This window comes from Pseudalkalibacillus sp. Hm43, from assembly GCF_054170705.1.
This window is the reverse complement of the sequence record NZ_CM135129.1, coordinates 83730-101381: the sequence shown is the minus strand read 5'-3', so window position 1 is coordinate 101381 and position 17652 is coordinate 83730. Positions and strand designations below refer to the sequence as shown.

Genomic DNA, 17652 nt, shown 5'->3' with positions numbered 1-17652 from the left:
TCCATTTATTTTTTTTGGACAAGTACATGAAACGCTTCACTGATGCCACCCGGAGAGGCAAAGGAACGGATTGCTCGGTTCAAACGGCTGACCTCCGAGAATGGATCCCGGTTGTCATGCTCTACTAGATGCTGGAACAAACCATGCTCCAGCAAGAATTCTCTTTGTTTACCGAAGTATTCCGTTTGCAACCCTTTCTCTTTCCCCTGTTCGATCAGGGCATCAAAATGGATATGTGTGGTGAGGTCCATTTTTCCAGGATGAGAAAGCGAATTTTCTATCATCTGATGCTTATAGTACCCTCTCAATGTTCCATTCCTCAATTCGGGCTGGAGAAGCTCATCATTTTGATAGCCATAATCGACGGTTACAAGCAACCCTTCCCCCAAACAATGCGTGATCTCATCCAACCAATCCATCATGCTCAATGGGATCTCAATCCTGTGACCTTCTGGAATCGTCAAACCACTCCAAGCCAGCCATTCCAGCACTCTTTCATCACTCAGAGGTTCAAGCAGTTCGTACAAACCGTTCTCTTCATCAAACGAAACCTTCACTTCAAACAGAGCGTTGCCTTTTTTCTCGACGACATGAACCGGTAATGCGTCCAACAGCTCATTTGAAAAGATGATTCCTCGGTAAGGGCCATTTTCCTGAAGCTCCGCAATACTTGTATGAAAAGTGACATTGTTATGATCGCTTAAACGGGATCGTGCTTCATTCTTATGTTCTGAGCTGATCTCTACAAACTCATAAACCAGTTCCTTATAGCGGTCTGGTTTGTGTTTTTTTACATAATCCAAAACTTGTTCAGCAAACGCTCCTGTTCCTCCTCCCAGCTCACATATGCGAAAAGGCAGGTCATGATTCAAGCAATACTGCTCGAAATAATCCGCGAAGATCCACGCAAAGACAGGATGGACGGAGCTGGAAGTATAGAAATCTCCTTGTTTGCCAATCTTGGGTTGCTCGTTCTGATAGTACCCCTTCTCAAGGTAAAGGACCGTCTCCATATAGGTTGCAAAATCAATTGAACCGTTGGATGATGCGATTTTCTCCCGCAGGATGTCCTCTATTACCGTTTCACTCATAGTGAAAAGCCGTTGAGGAAAGGATTGGTGTTCATCTCTTCTCCAATGGTCGTCGATGGTCCGTGACCAGATAATACTTCCGTATCTTCATCCAAAGTGAGCAATTGATCGTGGATGCTCTGAATCAATTGATCGTGGTTTCCACCCGGTAGATCGGTACGTCCGATGCTGCCCATGAATAACGCATCTCCGCTGACGACGATTCCACTTTTCTCGAAATAAAATGAAACACTTCCAGGGGAATGCCCCGGAGTATGAAGTACCTGACAAGAGAATGAACCGACTTTCAGCTCTTCCCCAGGGTGTAATTCATGATCTGCCGGTTTCACGGACACAGGCTTCACCATCGGGAAGAAACTCGATCCGTTCAATTGAGCATCACCGAGCCAATCAAACTCTTTTTTATGTAAATAGACAGGTAAGTTCCACTTCTCTCTCACTTCATCAAGTGCACCGATATGGTCAAAATGAGCATGTGTCAACAGTACCGCAATCGGTTTGACTCCAATAGCGTCCAATTCTTGAATGATGCGATCGCCATCGCTTCCAGGATCGATGATCAAACCTTCTTTCTGATCATTCCATAAGATGTAACAATTTGCTTGTACGGGTCCAACCGTTAAACGTTTCCAATCCATTCTATCGCCTCCATTGCCATGTATCTCTTTTTATTCTACACTATACTTACAATATCAAATACTAAATAGGTTTTGAAAGCGAGGATGCTATGCAAACGGTTTATGGTGTTGAACACAAGGAACTCAGAAACCAAGGGTCAGGCTTCATCAGTCAATTCGTCCGAAAAATTGCAAACGCTGCCAATGTGGTCGATCGGGATGATCGTTTATGCATCGTACAATCTGAAGAAGATTTCCGTGCTCTTCAAGACTTGTTCCAGAAAGAAAATGTGTTGGAGGAAAGCTTTGAGCTTTATCCGCTCCAATCTCCTACAACAACCTTCAACACCGATTATGGGTTCGTCTCCACTTCCAATCATGCATACCTTTATAAGGAGATGACGATTCCTTTCCAAGTGGAAAATGAAGGGGAAAGTGAAAAAATGGCGATGATGCAGATGGAAGAGCATTTAGTAGGAGAAGACGACTCCGTCAGTCCGATCATCTATTTCGCTGATCGAAAGCAGAAAGAGTTGATCGAGCAGATTGCGTCCGCTTATGGAGTAAACGTCACATTTTTGTAAGGAAGGATTCTCGACATTGTCAAAAAAAACAGGTACAATAGGATAGGCAATCATTCTCTTACATAGATTGTTTTAGAAGAAACAGGTTATATTAATACTAACTAGAAAACTTTCTGAATTGATAAGGGGGGGAAATCTTATGGCATTGTCAATAATCTTTGGCCTTGTAACCCTTTTTGCATTATGGGCGGTATTTAGAGAACTGAAAAGGAAAAATGTATTTGCATTGGGCTTCGCATTCTTGACTCTAGCGGTGTTCGGATGGTTTACGGTGATGACAGTCATCGACCTATTCCACACTGGTGGTTGGGGCGCTGGTCACTAAATCATACTGAACGGTAAAAAGACCCGGTCTTCCATAGACCGGGTTCTTTTTTATGATGGATCATTCAGTTTCGATTGAATCGTATTGACCTTGTCCTTCATGCTCACCTTCTTATCTCTTCGATCATCGATCCGGATGTTCGTTGCGACCCTCTGGATTCCATTTTGGAAAGGTACTTCATGTACTTGTCGGATGACCTCCAGCAAATCTTCCATTTCCCCCTCAATCAAAGTACTCATCGGGGTAAGCTCATAGTGGATCTTATCAGTATTCGCCTCCAACACCTTCTGGATTTCTACTACATAGTCACTCACACTCGGTGTTTCAGTACCGATGGGGATGACCGTTATGTCTACGATTGCCATGTTTATTCCTCCTCTTTTCAAGTATGTAGATCAATCAATTGCATTTTATCATTATAATAGAACCGGTATAAAAAGATTGTAACAAGCATCGCACAAACCGCCACAGAAACAAAGATACTGAGCGAAATGACGATCTGATATCTTACGGCATCCAATGGTGAAACGCCACCAAGAATCAATCCTGTCATCATTCCTGGCAATTGTACGAGACCGATCGTCTTCAATCCATCAATGTTCGGAATCATCGCTGCCTTCAAGGTCTTGCGGATGATTTGTAGTGAGGATTGCTTTGGGTTTGCGCCTAAAGATAGTGCCGCGAGAATTCTCCCTCTCTCTTCTTTAAATTGGCTTTGCAATCTTTCAAGAGCAAGTCCGATGGCAATCATGCTGTTTCCGATGATCATTCCGCTGATCGGAATCACTTTTTCAGCTGTAAAAGGAATGTATCCGAAGCCGAGCCAGAGGGAAATGATAAACACCTCGATCAAGGCGATGACCGCAAACACCACCACTCTGACATAAGGAATCCCTTTCCCTTTTCTTGCTGCATTCAAGGTAGCAACGACAATCATTACCGCAACCCACAAGCCGATTCCTTGCCAACTCGGTAAATCAAATAGAAAAGTCAGCACATAACCGATGGCGAAAAGTTGCACAACACCACGGAGTGAAGACCATAATACCGGTTTGGAAAGATTCAATGAAAACCAGTAGGAAAGCGAAACGGGTATCATCACAAAGACGATGATGAATAGCAACGATAAATTCGAGATTTCAGTGGTTCCTTGCATGGTCGTCATTCCTCCAAGAACAGTTTCAGCGTTTCGGTCTGGGGGTTTTGGAACAATTCTTCCGTATTCCCTTTTTCGATGAGTTGTCCATCTTTTACAAAGATCGTCTGATCTCCCATCCGTTCCGCCTGTCGAAGATTATGGGTGACCATCATGATCGTAAGTGCTCTTTCTTCTTTAAGTTTAAACAATAGGGATTCTATATGTTCGATGGTCTTGATATCCAGTGCGCTTGTCGCTTCATCCAACAAAAGGATAGACGGTTTGTTCGCCAATGTTCTCGCCAGTGCCACCCTTTGTTGCTCTCCGCCGGACAACGTACTCACTTCTCTTGATATGTAAGATTGCGGAAGTTTAACAAGCTCTAATAAACGTTTCGTTTCACCGGGCTCCCATTCACCGCAAAGTTTCGGTCCATATTCGATGTTCTCTTCTGTCGTACCATCAAAAAGATAAGCGGACTGGAACACCATTCCGATTTCCCGACGGAGTTTCGTTACCGGTAACTCTCGAATATCTGTCCCTTTATAAAAGATACGTCCTTCATGAGGCTCTTCCAATCGGTTCAGTAAGAGTAACAAACTGCTTTTTCCTGCACCAGATGGACCGATAACAGTCGTGATCTCTTTGGATTGAAGCTCAAAGGAGATGCCTTTCAGCACATCCGTCGTTAAGTTATCACTTTTCAAAATAGCCGTAGATTCCATACATTCCGCTCCATACATTTCTTTAGTTCTATTGTTCACAAACAATGAATGATTTAACATTTCAGCCTTAACTATAACAAAAAACCTCCGGTAATACTTATCCGGAGGTTTCATTCACTCTATATTAACTTCTCACCCGATACGATGTGCCAGTGCAAGTGTTTGGAGTCCTGATAACGTCCGAGGTTTGTGATGACTCGACAAGCCCCGTGTTTATCCTCTACTTTTTCGGCTACCGTCCGGACGACTTCCATCAACTCTGAAAATAAGCCAAGATCATGCTCTTCCACTTTTGTAAGGGAAGGGATGTGTTTTTTGGGGATGGCTACGATATGTACTTGATAGGCCGGTCTTGTATGATGGTAAGCTAGAACATTCTCCGTTTCATGCACCTTATCCACTTCTGTATTGCCACTCAACACTTCATCACAATAAAAATCATTCGTCATGTTTTCGGTACTCTCCCTCTCATTTAATATCGTCTTTTAAACAGTTCTGGGTAATCTACAATCAGCCCATGCTCGTCTACTTTAATTTCGGTTTGGAACGTCCCACTCTCATATTGAAAAAGGCGATGAGTATCCGTGTGTTCAAGGTATGTGTAGCGCTGTTTCACCTTTTTATACACTAATGAAGGTATCGAGACGTAGACCATTTCAAAATCCCTTGATTGGTTGCGTTTCCATTCGAGGCGATTGACGGGCAACGAATTGGAAAAAGGTGTAGCCGATAAGTCGACATCGATCGCTCCTTCCAATGCCACTATTCGTTCTCCGTTCTCTTTGAACCAGTTTCCATTCCCATTCGACGTTAATTTCAGTGTGTGGTGAGAATCAACAACGATTTCAAGATCTCGCGTCACCCAGTTTTCCAGATGAAGTGAGTAGCTCACTTGATGAGGAACCTCGTCCATGAACAGAATGGTGCTATCCACTTTTACCATTGTGTCTTCCTTATTCAATTCAAGAACTTCACTCCCATACGCTTCAACATTCTCCCACATGACTTTCAACATCAGCACTGTCCTTCCCCCTTTTCTACACATCATCTTAACACAAATTTCCATATGTCAAGTTAACCATTACATAAAAAAACCAAACCTACAAAAAGGTTTGGTTTTCTATCACATATATAAGCTGGCCAGCATGATGCCTAAGCTTTCTTGATAAATCTCATCGTATTGACTGATGGGCAGCGGGTTGACCCCTTCTCCCAATTCTACTGTATAGCCTGGTCTTTGCCATTCCTGGATGTACCAGTCTTTATATCCTGCATAACTATCAACGTAGCGGACAGGCTTATAACCGCTCACTCGCTCAAATTCCTGAACGATCGTCTCTGCGTATGGAGGCTCTAGACCTTCATAACCCCAATAGATTTCTTCACCTTGCGTATGAAAAGCGATGACCCGGTCAAAATCCTCCGCCTCAATCAATTCCGCCATAGCGATTGCTTCTGGTTCACTTAAAGGCTCCTCCCCCGGATAATCCCTCGGGGCTGGGTTTTGCGGTTTTCTAGCCTTTTCTATTTCCCATTTCGCTGGATATTGATTGTTCAAATCCACTCCACGAATATTCGCTTTCCAACCTGAATAATCGGGGTTTCCATTGTTCAGCTCTATTACATAATCTCGATAGTAGTCATCATCAGGTGGTCCGTTCAACACAAGATCGACCCCATCCGGATTTACCATAGGAACGATGGATAAAGTTACACCATCATAAAATGGAGACATGTTCAATCCTCTGATCGACCACTGATTGTTCAACGAGAGAAGATAGTCGTTCAAGAAATTCATCAGTACCGCTGTCGTAATCCATTCCTGTGCGTGAAAAGCACCGTTCATATGCACTTTCTTCGGGCCATTGCCGATTTGGATTTCTGGGATGCTTTTTCCCAGTACAGACCGGCCAATGCTTCTGATCTTCATAAATGGATATATACTATTGAGCCTTTTCAATTGATTCATCATTGTAGAATAGTCGTAGTCCATTTTAGGTGTCACGATCGGCTGGAGGACTCGGACCGGTACAAGGATGATCTGGCCGATTTGAAGGTTGCTTGGTGCTGTATTCGGGTTCATGATCGTAAGCGCGTCCAGAGGGATCTTCCGCCTTTGCGCTATCTTATAAAATGTATCACCTCTCTGGATTGTATACTTTTCTTGTACATAGCCAGGAATCTCAACTTGCTGGTTGATCTGCAGTTGAGATGGGTCGATTGAGCGGTTCGAATCAATGACAAGACGCAAGGGTACATTGAATACTTTAGCGAAATACCAAAGACTATCTCCTTTCCGTACAGTCACTTTCATGGTAGATTCCCTCCAAAAACCATTCTCCCATCATGTATATGGACAAATTCTTCTTGTTATGAGTATAGCATCATAAAAAAGTGCCAGGTACCAGTCAAAAGCCCTTGCCCTGTAAGGGATCTTTTGAGGTACCTGGCACTGGATCGAAGATATAAAAAGCCGCACCAACTGAATTTGTCGGTGCGGCTCTTGTTACTCCTACTCTTCTTGCTTGATTTGACCCGTTTTTGAGTCAAAGAAACGGAGAAGGTCTCCATAAATGATTCGGTCAGAATAATCCAATTCTTTCTTCGCTTTTTCCATGAACGGTTCACATGCTTCTTTTTCGACAGGTTCACCTGTTTCTTTTTCGTAACATGTGTTGTCCGTGTACACGTGATCTTTCGTAATGAAGCTTCCATCACGAAGGACAGTGAAGTCTTGACGTTCTTTAGAGAACAGGTCAGATCCGAAATGGATCGTGTTCTTCGTTTCAATACCTAGAAGGTGCATGATCGTCGGACGAAGGTCCACTTGACCACCGACAGTATCCATCACTTTCCCTTTTCCATTACCAGGAATGTGGATATACATCGGTACACGCTGCAATTGAGTAGATTCGAAAGGTGTAATTTCTTTACCTAAGAATTCACCCATCGCTTTGTTATGGTTTTCGGATATTCCGTAATGGTCACCATATAGGACGAACATCGTATCTTCATACATACCTTCATTCTTCAAGCTATCGAAGAACATTTTCACAGCTTCGTCCGTATAACGTACCGTCGTGAAGTAACGGTTGACGGTACCGTCATTTGAATTCCACTCTGGAATGAACTCGTCTTCCTCTTCAAGACTGAATGGGAAGTGGTTCGTCAATGTGATGAACTTCGTATAATAAGGTTCAGGCATTTCTTTCATATGATCGACGGATTGTTTGAAGAAGAATTCATCTTTCATTCCCCAACCAATCGATTCTTCAGGTTTTACATCATAATCATTGATATCGTAGAAACGCTCATAACCAAGTGACTTATACATGATGTCACGGTTCCAGAAACTCTTGTTGTTCGCATGTAGGCTTGCCGTGTAATATCCTTTTTCCTTTAACATTTCAGGAGCAGCTTGGTATTCATTCTGTGAGTGAGTGAAGAATACAGCTCCACTTGGTAAAGGATACATGGAATTCGCCAACAAGAACTCAGAGTCTGACGTTTTTCCTTGACCCGTTTGGTGATAGAAGTTAGGGAAATAGAATGTATCTTTGTCTTTCTTCAACTGGTTCAAGAAAGGTGTAATCTCATGGCCATCCATATCGTTATCAATAACGAAGTTCTGGATAGACTCAAGAGAAATCATGACCACATTCTTGCCTTCTGCGGCACCGAACATTTCAGGGTCTGGCTTTTTATAATCTGCTTTTACATAGTTTTCAATATCAGCAATCTCACTACCATCCGCAAGCGCACGTTGAGCTTTAGCTTTGGATTGGATGATTGCATCATAAGCATGGTAGTTATACGTACCAATGTTCTTGATCAACATTTCTCTGTCAAATGAACGTGTCAACAACTGTGGACGTTCCGTTTCAGCAATACCTACGTTGACGATGAAGATGATCAAGCTGGAAGCGAACGCGAGTCCGATCTTTTTAGAAGAGACTTTCGGCGCTTCAATTTTACGCAATTTCATATAGACGGCGATGAAAATAAGATCGACGAATAATAGTAGGTCGAATGGATAAATTAACGATGTAATACTACTACCCAGGTCACCCATGTTGCTTGTCTGGAATAATACCGGAATCGTAATGAAATCATTAAAGAAACGGTAGTAGACCATATTGGCGAACAGAATGAATGAGGCGATCAAATTCAATATTAGAGTGGCAATATTACGGGAGCGCCCTGAGAAAAAGAGGGCAAACGCCATAATGAAGACCACTGAGCTTAATGGGTTGATCAATAGAATTAGTTCTTGTATCGCATTTTCGATTTTCAGGTCAAATGAAACTTTGTAAACAAGATACGATTTGATCCATAACAAAACACCTGTGATGATGAGAATCTGATATTTTGATAGGGTGTTTTTCAGCATCGTATTGTTACCTCCTTGACAATGATGTCTTCGTTATTTTAGTCATTTTAAGCGGTTCATAATCTTAATAATATCTCAAAAGTTTCTTCACTCGTTTTTCACATGATTGTTATATTACTCCCTTTCAAACAATTTTTCAAGTGAAAATTGAACTTTTTCAAGATATTGTAAAATAGCTTGTCAAACACTAGAATATTTATTCCCCAACAAAAAATAGTCTTAAACCTATAGACGTATGAATAAGAAAAAAGTTTTGTCATTTTCCGTTTTTTGGTGATATTTCACACTTTTTTCACATTTATGAACGGAACTTTGTACTACTCTCTAGATAACCCAAAACTATTTTACTACTAAACAAGAAGAAACTTGGCTATGCCAAGCTTCTCTTCGTGCTTTCCATTCGTGATGACGCGCTCGGTCGAATGAATATGAAAAAGGGTCTTAACTATAGACCCTTTTGTTGTTGATTGGTATAGTATTCGATTCAAAAGTCCATTATGAGAGGATATCCCGTCAACTTTTACGGGGTGTCATTGAATACGAGACCCGCTCCACCGATCACGCCAGCGTCATTTCCTAAGCTTGCGATGGCAAAGTCCGCACCTTCATACACTCTTGGTAACGCATATTTTGCAAATGCTTCTTTCAACGGTTTCAACAATTCATGATCCGCTTTCGAAACGCCACCGCCGATGACGATTTTTGAAGGATTTAGTGCAGCAGACATATTTGCAATCGCCAATCCGAGGTGATGTGTGATGATGCCGATGACTTCCTGCGCCCATTCGTCATCTTCTGCAGCTGCCGTGAACACCTCTTCAGATGTAATGCTACCTTTTTCAGATAAAACCGCATGAAGCTTGCTTTCTGGATGCTGATCGAGACCTTCTGTCGCAATGCGCGCGATGCCGGTTGCTGATGCAATCGTTTCCAAACAACCCGTCTTTCCACAATTGCAAGGAGCACCTCCATCCACAATCGACGTAATGTGCCCGATTTCACCAGCCATGCCGTTCACCCCGTGAAGAATTTTACCATCTAGGATAATTCCGCCCCCGATCCCAGTTCCGAGGGTGATGCAAATCATATTGGAGGCCTGGTTCCCAGCGCCCATCCACATTTCTCCGAGCGCTGCAATGTTCGCATCATTGTCTACATGAACCGTCAAACCTGTCTTTGCTTCGAGATCATCCTTTAGCGGATAGTTCTCCCAGCCAAGGTTCACGGCTTTATAGATGAATCCGTTCGTCATGTTAATGAAGCCAGGTGCTCCCATTCCGATTCCTTCAATTTGAGAAGGATCTATATTCAATGATTGCAACTTTTCCTGAATGGAATTTGCGATATCATTCGATATGTTTCTTCCATTATTATTAGTATCCGTTGGAATGTTCCATTTTTCCACAATTGTCCCTTTGAAGTCGACGATTGCCATCTTGATCGTCGTGCCTCCTAGGTCAACTCCAATCGACAGTCTTTCCATATGTCTCATCCTTTTAATTCAATTTATTTAACTTGCTTTGTTCGCTTTTGATTATCAGAATGGCCAGGCGGAATTCGTCGTTCTGGATCAATCCATTCTGAAAGAGCTCTTGCAGCTCCCCATGCATCATTTCGAGATCCGCTCCGCGGTCACCCGTATAAATGAATGTACCGAAGCGTTTCAATATGTTTTGTACATCGAATAATGTCTTCATATATGATTTCACCCATCCGTATTATATCACTATTCGTTTGTTAAGAAAGGCTCTCCTCGTCTGTTTATTGCCTCAATGTAAAAAAGAGAAGCAGATATCTGCTTCTCTACCGGTCGGGATCTTTCGGGTGTAACACGGTCGGCCTCCGGTTTTTCAAAGGGATTGGAGAGCGGATCAAAACGTCTCGGAATCCTTTATAAGAAAACGGGATGAACGGCCATAAATATGGAATGTGGAAAGACTTCAATCTGACAAGCATGATGATCCATAATGTGGTCCCTAATACATAACCAGCGACACCGAACAAGGCGGTCGCAATTAAAAGAACCAGTCGGACGAGTCGATTCGCCAAACTCATCTCGTAAGTTGGCGTTGCGAATGACCCTAATGCCGCAATCGCGATATAAAGGATGACTTCGTTAATGAAAAGCCCTACTTCAACCGCAACTTGCCCGATCAAGATGGCAGCGACCAATCCAAGTGCTGTTGCAAGAGAGGATGGTATGTGGACGGTCGCCATCCTCAATATATCCAGTCCGATCTCAATGATGATGAACTGGAAGATAAGCGGTACGTCCCCCACCTCTTCAGGTCCGATAAAAGCTAATGTAGCAGGCATGAGATCGGGGTTCACCGCTAACAAGTACCAGAGCGGCAGTGAAAAGATCGACAAAAATACCGCTAAAAATCGAACGAGCCTCAAATATGCACCGACAATCGGCTTTTGTCGATACTCTTCCATGTGCTGCAAATGATGCCAGAATGTCGCCGGAGTAATCAACACACTTGGAGATCCATCGACAAAAATCAGCACATGTCCTTCATATAAATGAACCGCAGCTGTATCTGGTCTTTCTGTATACCGGACAAGTGGATAGGGATTCCAATGTCGTCCACAGACAAATTCCTCGATCGTCTTTTCAGCCATCGGCAATCCATCCGTATCAATCTTCGAAAGGGAGTCTTTGATTTTCTCAACAATATGAGGGTCTGCAATGTCTTCAATATAAGAGACACATATGTCCGTTTGGGAACGCCGCCCGATACTCATATATTCCATACGGAGAGATCGATCTCGTACTCTCCTTCGGGTCAACGATGTATTGAAAATGATCGTTTCAACGAATCCATCTCTTGAACCTCTGACGACCCGTTCAAGATCCGGTTCTGATGGTCCCCTCACCGGATAGGTACGGGCATCGATGACGATGACCGTATCTACGCCTTCTACAATAAGGAGAGTCGGACCACCTAGAGAAAAGTCGATCGCTTTATCGAGATCATCCTCTGTGTCGATTTCCATATAGGGTAAATGTGTGCGCATCAGCTTCGTGAGCGGATCCGGTTCTATCTGATCAGGATCGAGTTCCGATAATAGCTTCATCAAGTAGTGCATGATTTCATCTTTTACAAAACCATCAATCATGAAGAAACTCATCTTCCGACCGGCATACTCCATTTCGAGATGGATCTGATCGAAGCTGATTCCGATGCCGAGTTCTTTTTTACAATATTCAACGGTTGATTCGTAATCTTTGATTGGCGGTACATCTTTATGGTGTGGCATAACTCCCCATCCTTTCAATTACCATCATTAACTAATTTGTGAGCTGGCATACTTCAGGATTAGGAGTTAAAAAAGAACACCGGCTGAAGCCAGTGTTCTTTCCGTTCAAGTTTTAGCTGTTCATTTCAGATCGTAAGTAATGGTAGATGAGGCGTCCAGTGTGCAGCAAGGAAGTCTCGTGTGTACGTTCGAAGGCGTGCGAAGCATCGATACCAGGACCGATCAATCCATGCTTCACATCGAATCCAGCGCGGATCGCAGCAGATGCGTCCGATCCGTAATAAGGATAGATATCCATTTGATACTGGATTTGGTTCTGTTTCGCAAGATTTTCAAGGTGCTTCCTCAATCCTAAATGGTACGGTCCACTTGAGTCCTTCGCACAAATGGAAACCGTATATTCATCGGTCGACTGCCCGTCACCGATCGCACCCATGTCGACTGCTAAGTATTCTTCCGTTTCAACCGGGATGTTGGAGTTTCCTCCGTATCCGATTTCTTCATTGTTAGAAATCAAGAAATGCGTCGTGTGAGGGAGTTCGATACCCTCTTCTTTCAATTGTTTCACCACATGCATGAGGAGTGCGACGCTCGCTTTATCGTCAAGGTGTCGGGATTTGATGAATCCGCTCTTCGTCATTTCAACTCTAGGATCGAACGAAACGAAGTCCCCTACTGAAATGCCGAGCTTTTTGACATCATCTGCTGAAGAGACCCGCTCATCCAAGCGTACTTCAATATTGTTCTCGTCCCGTTTGGCTTCTCCAGAATCCTTATACACATGGACGGATGTCTGATGCATCAAGATCGTACCTGTGAAGGTTTCGTTTTGCGACGTTTCAATTTCACAATACTCCCCTTCTACATGGTTCCATCGGAATCCACCGATCATGGAAAGCTTCAATCGGCCATTCGGCTTGATTTCCTTCACCATCGCACCTAATGTGTCGACATGTGCCGTCAGGAAACGATGCTGCTCGTTATTTTTCCCAGGTAAAGTGATCAACAATCCGCCTTTGTGGTTGCGGGTTGTTTCGATCCCTAACTTCGTGAAGAATTCATCGACATGACTGATCACGCGATCCGTATTACCGGATGGACTAGGAATCGTGACCAGACCTTTGATCAGTTCCATGATTTCTGTCGTATTGATGTTTTCATTCATTGGTAAATCCCCCTATGTACAAACTATTCCTTCTAAACTCCCGGACACGCTCATATTTTAATATGGAACGGATTGTCCACGGAGGTTTTAAAGGTATGAAAAGAAAAAGAATCTTATTCATTCTGCTTGCAGCAGTTACTGCAACTTCCTTCTATATGTATCATAACCAATCTTCGGATGTAAAAGAAAGCATTATCTATTTTCCGATCGATCCGGATGTGTCTTTTTCCAATGCAAACACGAAAGTGAACATTTTAGAGGAAAAAGATGAAGATGAATATACGGTCCAATGGAAAGTGGATTCTACCCTTGGGAAAAAGGCATATTTAAGGCAGGACATTTCGCTCTTATATGAAGACGGGATGCTGAGAGATACCCTTTCCAAATGGGAACAAGAAGCCGATACACTTCAACAGAAAAAGATTATTACAAATGAAGATAGTGGTCATTTCGAAGCGATCAGCTTTCATCATGCTGAGCTGCACCACCCTAATGATATCATCAAAAGCGCTCAGACAATGAGTTACGATGAACTCTATGTAATTGACTCACCTCTTCAGCCTTTGGAATCGTTCAAGACACCAGAGACGAAGGAAGATGAAATCAATAAAAAAGTGCTGGACCATGCGACCAATCAACAGCTGAAAGTCATCTGGCATAATTTGATTAAATACTTCAACGTTCCGGTTGAGAATTACTACATGATTCCTCTGACGAAGCTGTACGATTATTCCATGGTACCCTTACCTGGCTTGTCAAAAGAAAAAACCGACCAAGTGATCGGTGGGTTATGGGAAGGAATCTATAAGAATTACTTTTTAGGGGTGAAAAATGAAACCGGAGAAGTCGAATCTCCGATTGGGAGCAGTCTGCCGCTTATCCTTGTGAGCAAAGATATGACGCATCTCTTGGTTTTAACAGAAACGAAGTCAGGCAGAAATGTCCAACTCGTTCAATACATCGATCCTTAAAGTTCGTCCAGCTAGAAAAGGTCCTGGACGAACTTTTCACGTACACCAGGTACTTTCATGAATCCGCGAACTGCAATGGAACGTAGAAACTTCATGCCTAAGATCATATTCAACAGCTTGTATCGATTTTGATAAACCAATATTGCACCGACAAAAAACAATAGCCATTTCATGAATCCATATCTCATCAACCATTCCACCTTTCCTCTATACTATCTGATATTGTTTGAAGAATTATGCAAGACATTTACTAGAGCACTCTGAGAATGGGAAAAGTTCTTGATGACAACCACTAACTGGTAATGAAAAAAGAGAAATCCCGATATCAAGACCACCAAACATGAAAAAAACCCTGCAAAGCGCATGGTGCGCTTGCAGGGTTTTTCATTATTTTCCAACGATCTGTAGTTCTTTTGGAAACTTCGTCAACGTCTCATATCCGTCTTTTGTGACTAGCACATCGTCTTCGATTCGGACGCCGCCGATATCAGGAAGATAAATGCCTGGTTCAATCGTATACGTCATACCCTCTTTGAGGAGATTGTCGTTGTTCTCGCTCATGGAAGGATACTCGTGGACATCGATTCCGATGCCGTGTCCGATACGATGCGGGAAGAAATCTCCGTAACCAGCGTTCGTGATGATATCACGCGCTTTTCGGTCAAGATCACCGAGTCTCGTACCCGGCTTGGAGATGTTCAACGTTTCAAGTTGAGCCTCCAAGACGATATCATAGATTTCCTTCTGCTTGTCATTGACCTCCTGGAACGCTACAGTCCGAGTGATATCGGAGCAATAACCGTCCAACACGACACCTAAGTCGAACAATACGAGATCGCCTTTTTTCAATTTGCGGTCGCCAGGGTTACCGTGTGGCTGGCCGGATTTTTCACCGAACAGGACCATCGTCGAGAACGACATTTCACGGATTCCCTTCTTTTTCAACTCATACTCAATGGTTGCAAGGACTTCCATCTCGGTGCATCCTTCTCGGAGTGCATTGACTCCCGTCTCTACACCGAAGTCTGCCAATTCAGCAGCTTTTCGTAAAATCTTCAGCTCATCTTCGTCTTTGATCAGACGCAGTTCGTGAAGCTTTTCCTCTGCACTGTTGAACGTGACAGATGGATAACGCTTCATGATCTGTTCGGCACGCTCATAAGATAGCGTTTCTTTTTCGATCGCCACATGATCAGCTTCTGTAACACCGCGATCCTTCAACGCCGAGTGGATCATATCCCAAGGGTTGTCCGCATCGCCGTGACCGATGATTTCGTATTTCCATCCAGCATCTCTTGCCTGAGACACTTCCATTCCGGGACAAACGAGGAATGGTTCCTTGTCTGGAAAAACGAACATTCCGAGTAACCGTTCATGCGGTTCACATTCAAAATTCGATAGATAAAAGACATTGGCAGAAGAGTGGATGAACGCGAATGTTTGTCCACTCTCTTGCAACCATTTCGAGAAACTTTCTAACCGTTGATTCATTTCAGACCACAACCTTTTACCAGTATTCATTTCAATTATTCGATTGTTTTTCCATTAATCCTGTTTCGTCGGTTTTGTCGTAGCAAGTGTAACGACAATCAGTACGATGACTGCAACAGGGACAGCAAATAGAACACTGTTCAGTTCAAATGGTTTCGCCAATGGGATTTCCCAGATTAGCGTCGTCAAGACACCGGCGATCATGGATGAAACTCCACCATACAGGTTGACGCGCTTCCAGAAGAAGACTGCCAACACGGCTGGTGTAATTCCTGCACCATAGACAGTGTAAGCGTACATTTGAACCGACAATACAGTTGGGAAGAAGCTGATGATGACATATGCAAGGGAACCAAGAATGACGATGAACCATTTTGTCATCTTAAGCAACTGGTGATCCGTTGCATCCTTCTTAAGATACTTCCCAAAAATATCATACGTTACGTTCGTAGCTGCTGACAACAGATATGAATTCCCTGTCGTCACGATGAATGCTGTAGCTGCAGCCAGCAAGATTCCTCCAACGAACGTCGGCATCGCTACAGTTGTCGCCATCAGAGCCATTCCCGGATCAATGTTCGGGAAAAGAGAACGTGATGCGAAAGCGATCAATCCGATTGTTGGTGAAATGAGTAGCATGGCAACGAGCCATCCGATTTGTGCTTTTTTCGAAGAGCTGTCCCCTTTAGATGATGCAAGACGCTGATACATGTTCTGGTCAGCAAGCAATAGGAACAATGAAGGGAGCAGATATCCTAACAGCTGGATGTTTGTCAATGAGCCGCTGAAGGTCAAATGCTCTTTCGGTACATTCGCCACAATGTTGTCCCAGCCACCTGCGATGACAAAGATCGTAGGCAACGTAATTCCAAGACCTGCTACCATCAAGAATGCACTGATAGCATCGGTTGGCGCCACGGAACGGAGTCCACCGATTGTCGCTAGGAAAATGATCAATGCTGCACCGATGATTGTTCCTACCTCTACCGAAATGCCCGTCGTAAGATTAAGAATGAATCCGAAACCTTTCATCTGGTAGGAAACAATACCGACGTATGCAAGGATAATGATGATTCCTGCCAACATCCTCGCGAACGCACCGTATTTTTCTTCAAGGATAGAAGAAACGGTATATTTTCCGAATGCACGTATTCTAGGTGCAATGACATAAAGGACAAAAATACCGACCAATGTCGGGATCGCCATCAAAAGCGCTGGAATGATTCCATAGGTGTACGCCATCGAGGTTTCCCCGCCGGAAATACTCCCACTTCCTGTCCAAGTGGCAAGTAGGGTCCCTGTCAATACAAGCGCACCTAATCCTTTACCAGCAAGAATGAAATCCTCACTGTTTGAAACTTTCTTTGAAAAGTAAATTCCTAATCCAACCATGAGAATGCCGTAAGCAATGACAAACCATAGTAGATTTGGATTATGTGTAATTTCCATTACGTAAAAGTCACTTCCTTGTCTAAGTTGTTTATTTCTTATGATGCGCACCGTTTTGTATCCTAACACAACTAGACAGGGCGTAAAGTTTGCCAGGTGTTTCGAACTGGAAAACTTTAGTGTTATATGTCATATCCTGCATAAAAACAACCACTATCGTACCTGCATTTTGGAAATTACAGGTGAATAGTGGTTGATCCTTCTAATATTATAGTACCTAAGTACTGATTTGTTTTTCGCATTGTTGTCAAAAACGCGTTATTATTTTGAATTTTTGTGTACTTTTTATAGTGTACAGCTTCTTTTTACTGTCGTAAACACCCATTTCTCGAAAAGTTAAAGGCGATGTCGGCGACGTGGAATGATCGCTCTGATCAGTGATCTTGGAATGAACGTGACGATGCGGAACAATTTGCTAATAATACCCATGGCTCATCCTCCT

19 protein-coding genes are annotated in these 17652 nt (G+C 43.2%); 3 read left to right on the top strand and 16 right to left on the bottom strand.

From position 1 onward, the window contains the following. Positions 1-5 precede the first annotated feature (5 nt). Entirely contained in the window at positions 6-1091 is a 1086-nt protein-coding gene (locus ACXQIQ_RS00475) for a class I SAM-dependent methyltransferase (RefSeq protein ID WP_439300687.1), read from the bottom strand. Next, positions 1088-1729: an MBL fold metallo-hydrolase gene (locus tag ACXQIQ_RS00470; protein WP_439300688.1), complete on the bottom strand. Its 642-nt coding sequence runs from the start codon at positions 1727-1729 to the stop codon at positions 1088-1090. The genes ACXQIQ_RS00475 and ACXQIQ_RS00470 overlap by 4 nt, the downstream gene beginning before the upstream one ends. An 89-nt stretch (positions 1730-1818) precedes the next feature. On the opposite strand from ACXQIQ_RS00470, the gene ACXQIQ_RS00465 reads away from it, so the two are divergent. Together ACXQIQ_RS00465 and ACXQIQ_RS00460 are read left to right on the top strand one after the other, a co-directional pair. Further along, positions 1819-2292: a hypothetical protein gene (locus ACXQIQ_RS00465; RefSeq protein ID WP_439300689.1), complete on the top strand. Its 474-nt coding sequence runs from the start codon at positions 1819-1821 to the stop codon at positions 2290-2292. Positions 2293-2431: 139 nt separating this feature from the next. Continuing rightward, positions 2432-2617, top strand: a complete 186-nt coding sequence (locus tag ACXQIQ_RS00460; protein WP_439300690.1) for a DUF2759 domain-containing protein — start codon at positions 2432-2434, stop codon at positions 2615-2617. A gap of 50 nt (positions 2618-2667) precedes the next feature. On the opposite strand, the gene ACXQIQ_RS00455 is transcribed toward ACXQIQ_RS00460, so the two are convergent. The 11 genes from ACXQIQ_RS00455 to ACXQIQ_RS00405 all read right to left on the bottom strand — a co-directional run bounded on the left by ACXQIQ_RS00455 (position 2668) and on the right by ACXQIQ_RS00405 (position 13299). Continuing rightward, positions 2668-2982 carry an MTH1187 family thiamine-binding protein gene (locus tag ACXQIQ_RS00455; protein ID WP_439300691.1) on the bottom strand — a complete coding sequence of 105 codons (315 nt, stop codon included), beginning with the start codon at positions 2980-2982 and terminating at the stop codon, positions 2668-2670. A gap of 17 nt (positions 2983-2999) precedes the next feature. Further along, on the bottom strand, positions 3000-3773 hold the full coding sequence (locus tag ACXQIQ_RS00450) for an ABC transporter permease (RefSeq protein ID WP_439300692.1): 774 nt from the start codon (positions 3771-3773) through the stop codon (positions 3000-3002). Positions 3774-3778: 5 nt separating this feature from the next. After that, positions 3779-4480, bottom strand: coding sequence for an ABC transporter ATP-binding protein (locus ACXQIQ_RS00445; RefSeq protein WP_439300693.1), 702 nt, complete (start codon positions 4478-4480; stop codon positions 3779-3781). 119 nt (positions 4481-4599) lie between these two features. Continuing rightward, positions 4600-4929: an HIT domain-containing protein gene (locus ACXQIQ_RS00440; protein WP_439300694.1), complete on the bottom strand. Its 330-nt coding sequence runs from the start codon at positions 4927-4929 to the stop codon at positions 4600-4602. 23 nt (positions 4930-4952) lie between these two features. Next, entirely contained in the window at positions 4953-5495 is a 543-nt protein-coding gene (locus ACXQIQ_RS00435; RefSeq protein WP_439301970.1) for a putative glycolipid-binding domain-containing protein, read from the bottom strand. A gap of 108 nt (positions 5496-5603) precedes the next feature. Then, a complete protein-coding gene (locus tag ACXQIQ_RS00430; RefSeq protein ID WP_439300695.1) occupies positions 5604-6794 on the bottom strand; it encodes a M14 family metallopeptidase in 1191 nt (396 codons plus the stop codon). A gap of 198 nt (positions 6795-6992) precedes the next feature. Further along, positions 6993-8870, bottom strand: coding sequence for an LTA synthase family protein (locus ACXQIQ_RS00425; protein WP_439300696.1), 1878 nt, complete (start codon positions 8868-8870; stop codon positions 6993-6995). A 520-nt stretch (positions 8871-9390) separates the two neighbouring features. Further along, positions 9391-10353 (bottom strand): ROK family glucokinase, encoded by a 963-nt coding sequence (locus ACXQIQ_RS00420; protein WP_439300697.1) that lies wholly within the window; start codon positions 10351-10353, stop codon positions 9391-9393. A 13-nt stretch (positions 10354-10366) separates the two neighbouring features. Then, entirely contained in the window at positions 10367-10567 is a 201-nt protein-coding gene (locus ACXQIQ_RS00415; protein WP_439300698.1) for a YqgQ family protein, read from the bottom strand. Between the two features lie 106 nt (positions 10568-10673). Further along, entirely contained in the window at positions 10674-12134 is a 1461-nt protein-coding gene (locus ACXQIQ_RS00410; RefSeq protein WP_439300699.1) for a spore germination protein, read from the bottom strand. Positions 12135-12246: 112 nt separating this feature from the next. Further along, on the bottom strand, positions 12247-13299 hold the full coding sequence (locus ACXQIQ_RS00405; protein ID WP_439300700.1) for a M42 family metallopeptidase: 1053 nt from the start codon (positions 13297-13299) through the stop codon (positions 12247-12249). 95 nt (positions 13300-13394) lie between these two features. Here ACXQIQ_RS00405 and ACXQIQ_RS00400 point away from each other — a divergent pair, with 95 nt between their 5' ends. After that, a complete protein-coding gene (locus tag ACXQIQ_RS00400) occupies positions 13395-14270 on the top strand; it encodes a hypothetical protein (protein ID WP_439300701.1) in 876 nt (291 codons plus the stop codon). Positions 14271-14281: 11 nt separating this feature from the next. On the opposite strand, the gene ACXQIQ_RS00395 is transcribed toward ACXQIQ_RS00400, so the two are convergent. The 3 genes from ACXQIQ_RS00395 to ACXQIQ_RS00385 all read right to left on the bottom strand — a co-directional run bounded on the left by ACXQIQ_RS00395 (position 14282) and on the right by ACXQIQ_RS00385 (position 17210). Continuing rightward, positions 14282-14458 carry a hypothetical protein gene (locus ACXQIQ_RS00395; RefSeq protein ID WP_439300702.1) on the bottom strand — a complete coding sequence of 59 codons (177 nt, stop codon included), beginning with the start codon at positions 14456-14458 and terminating at the stop codon, positions 14282-14284. Between the two features lie 199 nt (positions 14459-14657). Next, positions 14658-15761, bottom strand: coding sequence for a M24 family metallopeptidase (locus ACXQIQ_RS00390; RefSeq protein WP_439300703.1), 1104 nt, complete (start codon positions 15759-15761; stop codon positions 14658-14660). 54 nt (positions 15762-15815) lie between these two features. Further along, positions 15816-17210, bottom strand: coding sequence for a sodium:solute symporter family protein (locus ACXQIQ_RS00385; protein WP_439301971.1), 1395 nt, complete (start codon positions 17208-17210; stop codon positions 15816-15818). Between the last annotated feature and the right edge of the window lie 442 nt (positions 17211-17652).

Bases quoted from the DNA above. Each gene is read 5' to 3' on its own strand.
- ACXQIQ_RS00425 (WP_439300696.1), bottom strand. From the start codon at position 8,870: ATGCTGAAAAACACCCTATCAAAATATCAGATTCTCATCATCACAGGT.
- ACXQIQ_RS00430 (WP_439300695.1), bottom strand. From the start codon at position 6,794: ATGAAAGTGACTGTACGGAAAGGAGATAGTCTTTGGTATTTCGCTAAA.
- ACXQIQ_RS00385 (WP_439301971.1), bottom strand. From the start codon at position 17,210: ATGGAAATTACACATAATCCAAATCTACTATGGTTTGTCATTGCTTAC.
- ACXQIQ_RS00455 (WP_439300691.1), bottom strand. From the start codon at position 2,982: ATGGCAATCGTAGACATAACGGTCATCCCCATCGGTACTGAAACACCG.
- ACXQIQ_RS00465 (WP_439300689.1), top strand. From the start codon at position 1,819: ATGCAAACGGTTTATGGTGTTGAACACAAGGAACTCAGAAACCAAGGG.
- ACXQIQ_RS00435 (WP_439301970.1), bottom strand. From the start codon at position 5,495: ATGTTGAAAGTCATGTGGGAGAATGTTGAAGCGTATGGGAGTGAAGTT.
- ACXQIQ_RS00415 (WP_439300698.1), bottom strand. From the start codon at position 10,567: ATGAAGACATTATTCGATGTACAAAACATATTGAAACGCTTCGGTACA.
- ACXQIQ_RS00445 (WP_439300693.1), bottom strand. From the start codon at position 4,480: ATGGAATCTACGGCTATTTTGAAAAGTGATAACTTAACGACGGATGTG.
- ACXQIQ_RS00410 (WP_439300699.1), bottom strand. From the start codon at position 12,134: ATGCCACACCATAAAGATGTACCGCCAATCAAAGATTACGAATCAACC.
- ACXQIQ_RS00400 (WP_439300701.1), top strand. From the start codon at position 13,395: ATGAAAAGAAAAAGAATCTTATTCATTCTGCTTGCAGCAGTTACTGCA.
- ACXQIQ_RS00405 (WP_439300700.1), bottom strand. From the start codon at position 13,299: ATGAATGAAAACATCAATACGACAGAAATCATGGAACTGATCAAAGGT.
- ACXQIQ_RS00450 (WP_439300692.1), bottom strand. From the start codon at position 3,773: ATGCAAGGAACCACTGAAATCTCGAATTTATCGTTGCTATTCATCATC.
- ACXQIQ_RS00420 (WP_439300697.1), bottom strand. From the start codon at position 10,353: ATGGAAAGACTGTCGATTGGAGTTGACCTAGGAGGCACGACGATCAAG.
- ACXQIQ_RS00475 (WP_439300687.1), bottom strand. From the start codon at position 1,091: ATGAGTGAAACGGTAATAGAGGACATCCTGCGGGAGAAAATCGCATCA.
- ACXQIQ_RS00460 (WP_439300690.1), top strand. From the start codon at position 2,432: ATGGCATTGTCAATAATCTTTGGCCTTGTAACCCTTTTTGCATTATGG.
- ACXQIQ_RS00440 (WP_439300694.1), bottom strand. From the start codon at position 4,929: ATGACGAATGATTTTTATTGTGATGAAGTGTTGAGTGGCAATACAGAA.
- ACXQIQ_RS00395 (WP_439300702.1), bottom strand. From the start codon at position 14,458: ATGAGATATGGATTCATGAAATGGCTATTGTTTTTTGTCGGTGCAATA.
- ACXQIQ_RS00390 (WP_439300703.1), bottom strand. From the start codon at position 15,761: ATGAATCAACGGTTAGAAAGTTTCTCGAAATGGTTGCAAGAGAGTGGA.
- ACXQIQ_RS00470 (WP_439300688.1), bottom strand. From the start codon at position 1,729: ATGGATTGGAAACGTTTAACGGTTGGACCCGTACAAGCAAATTGTTAC.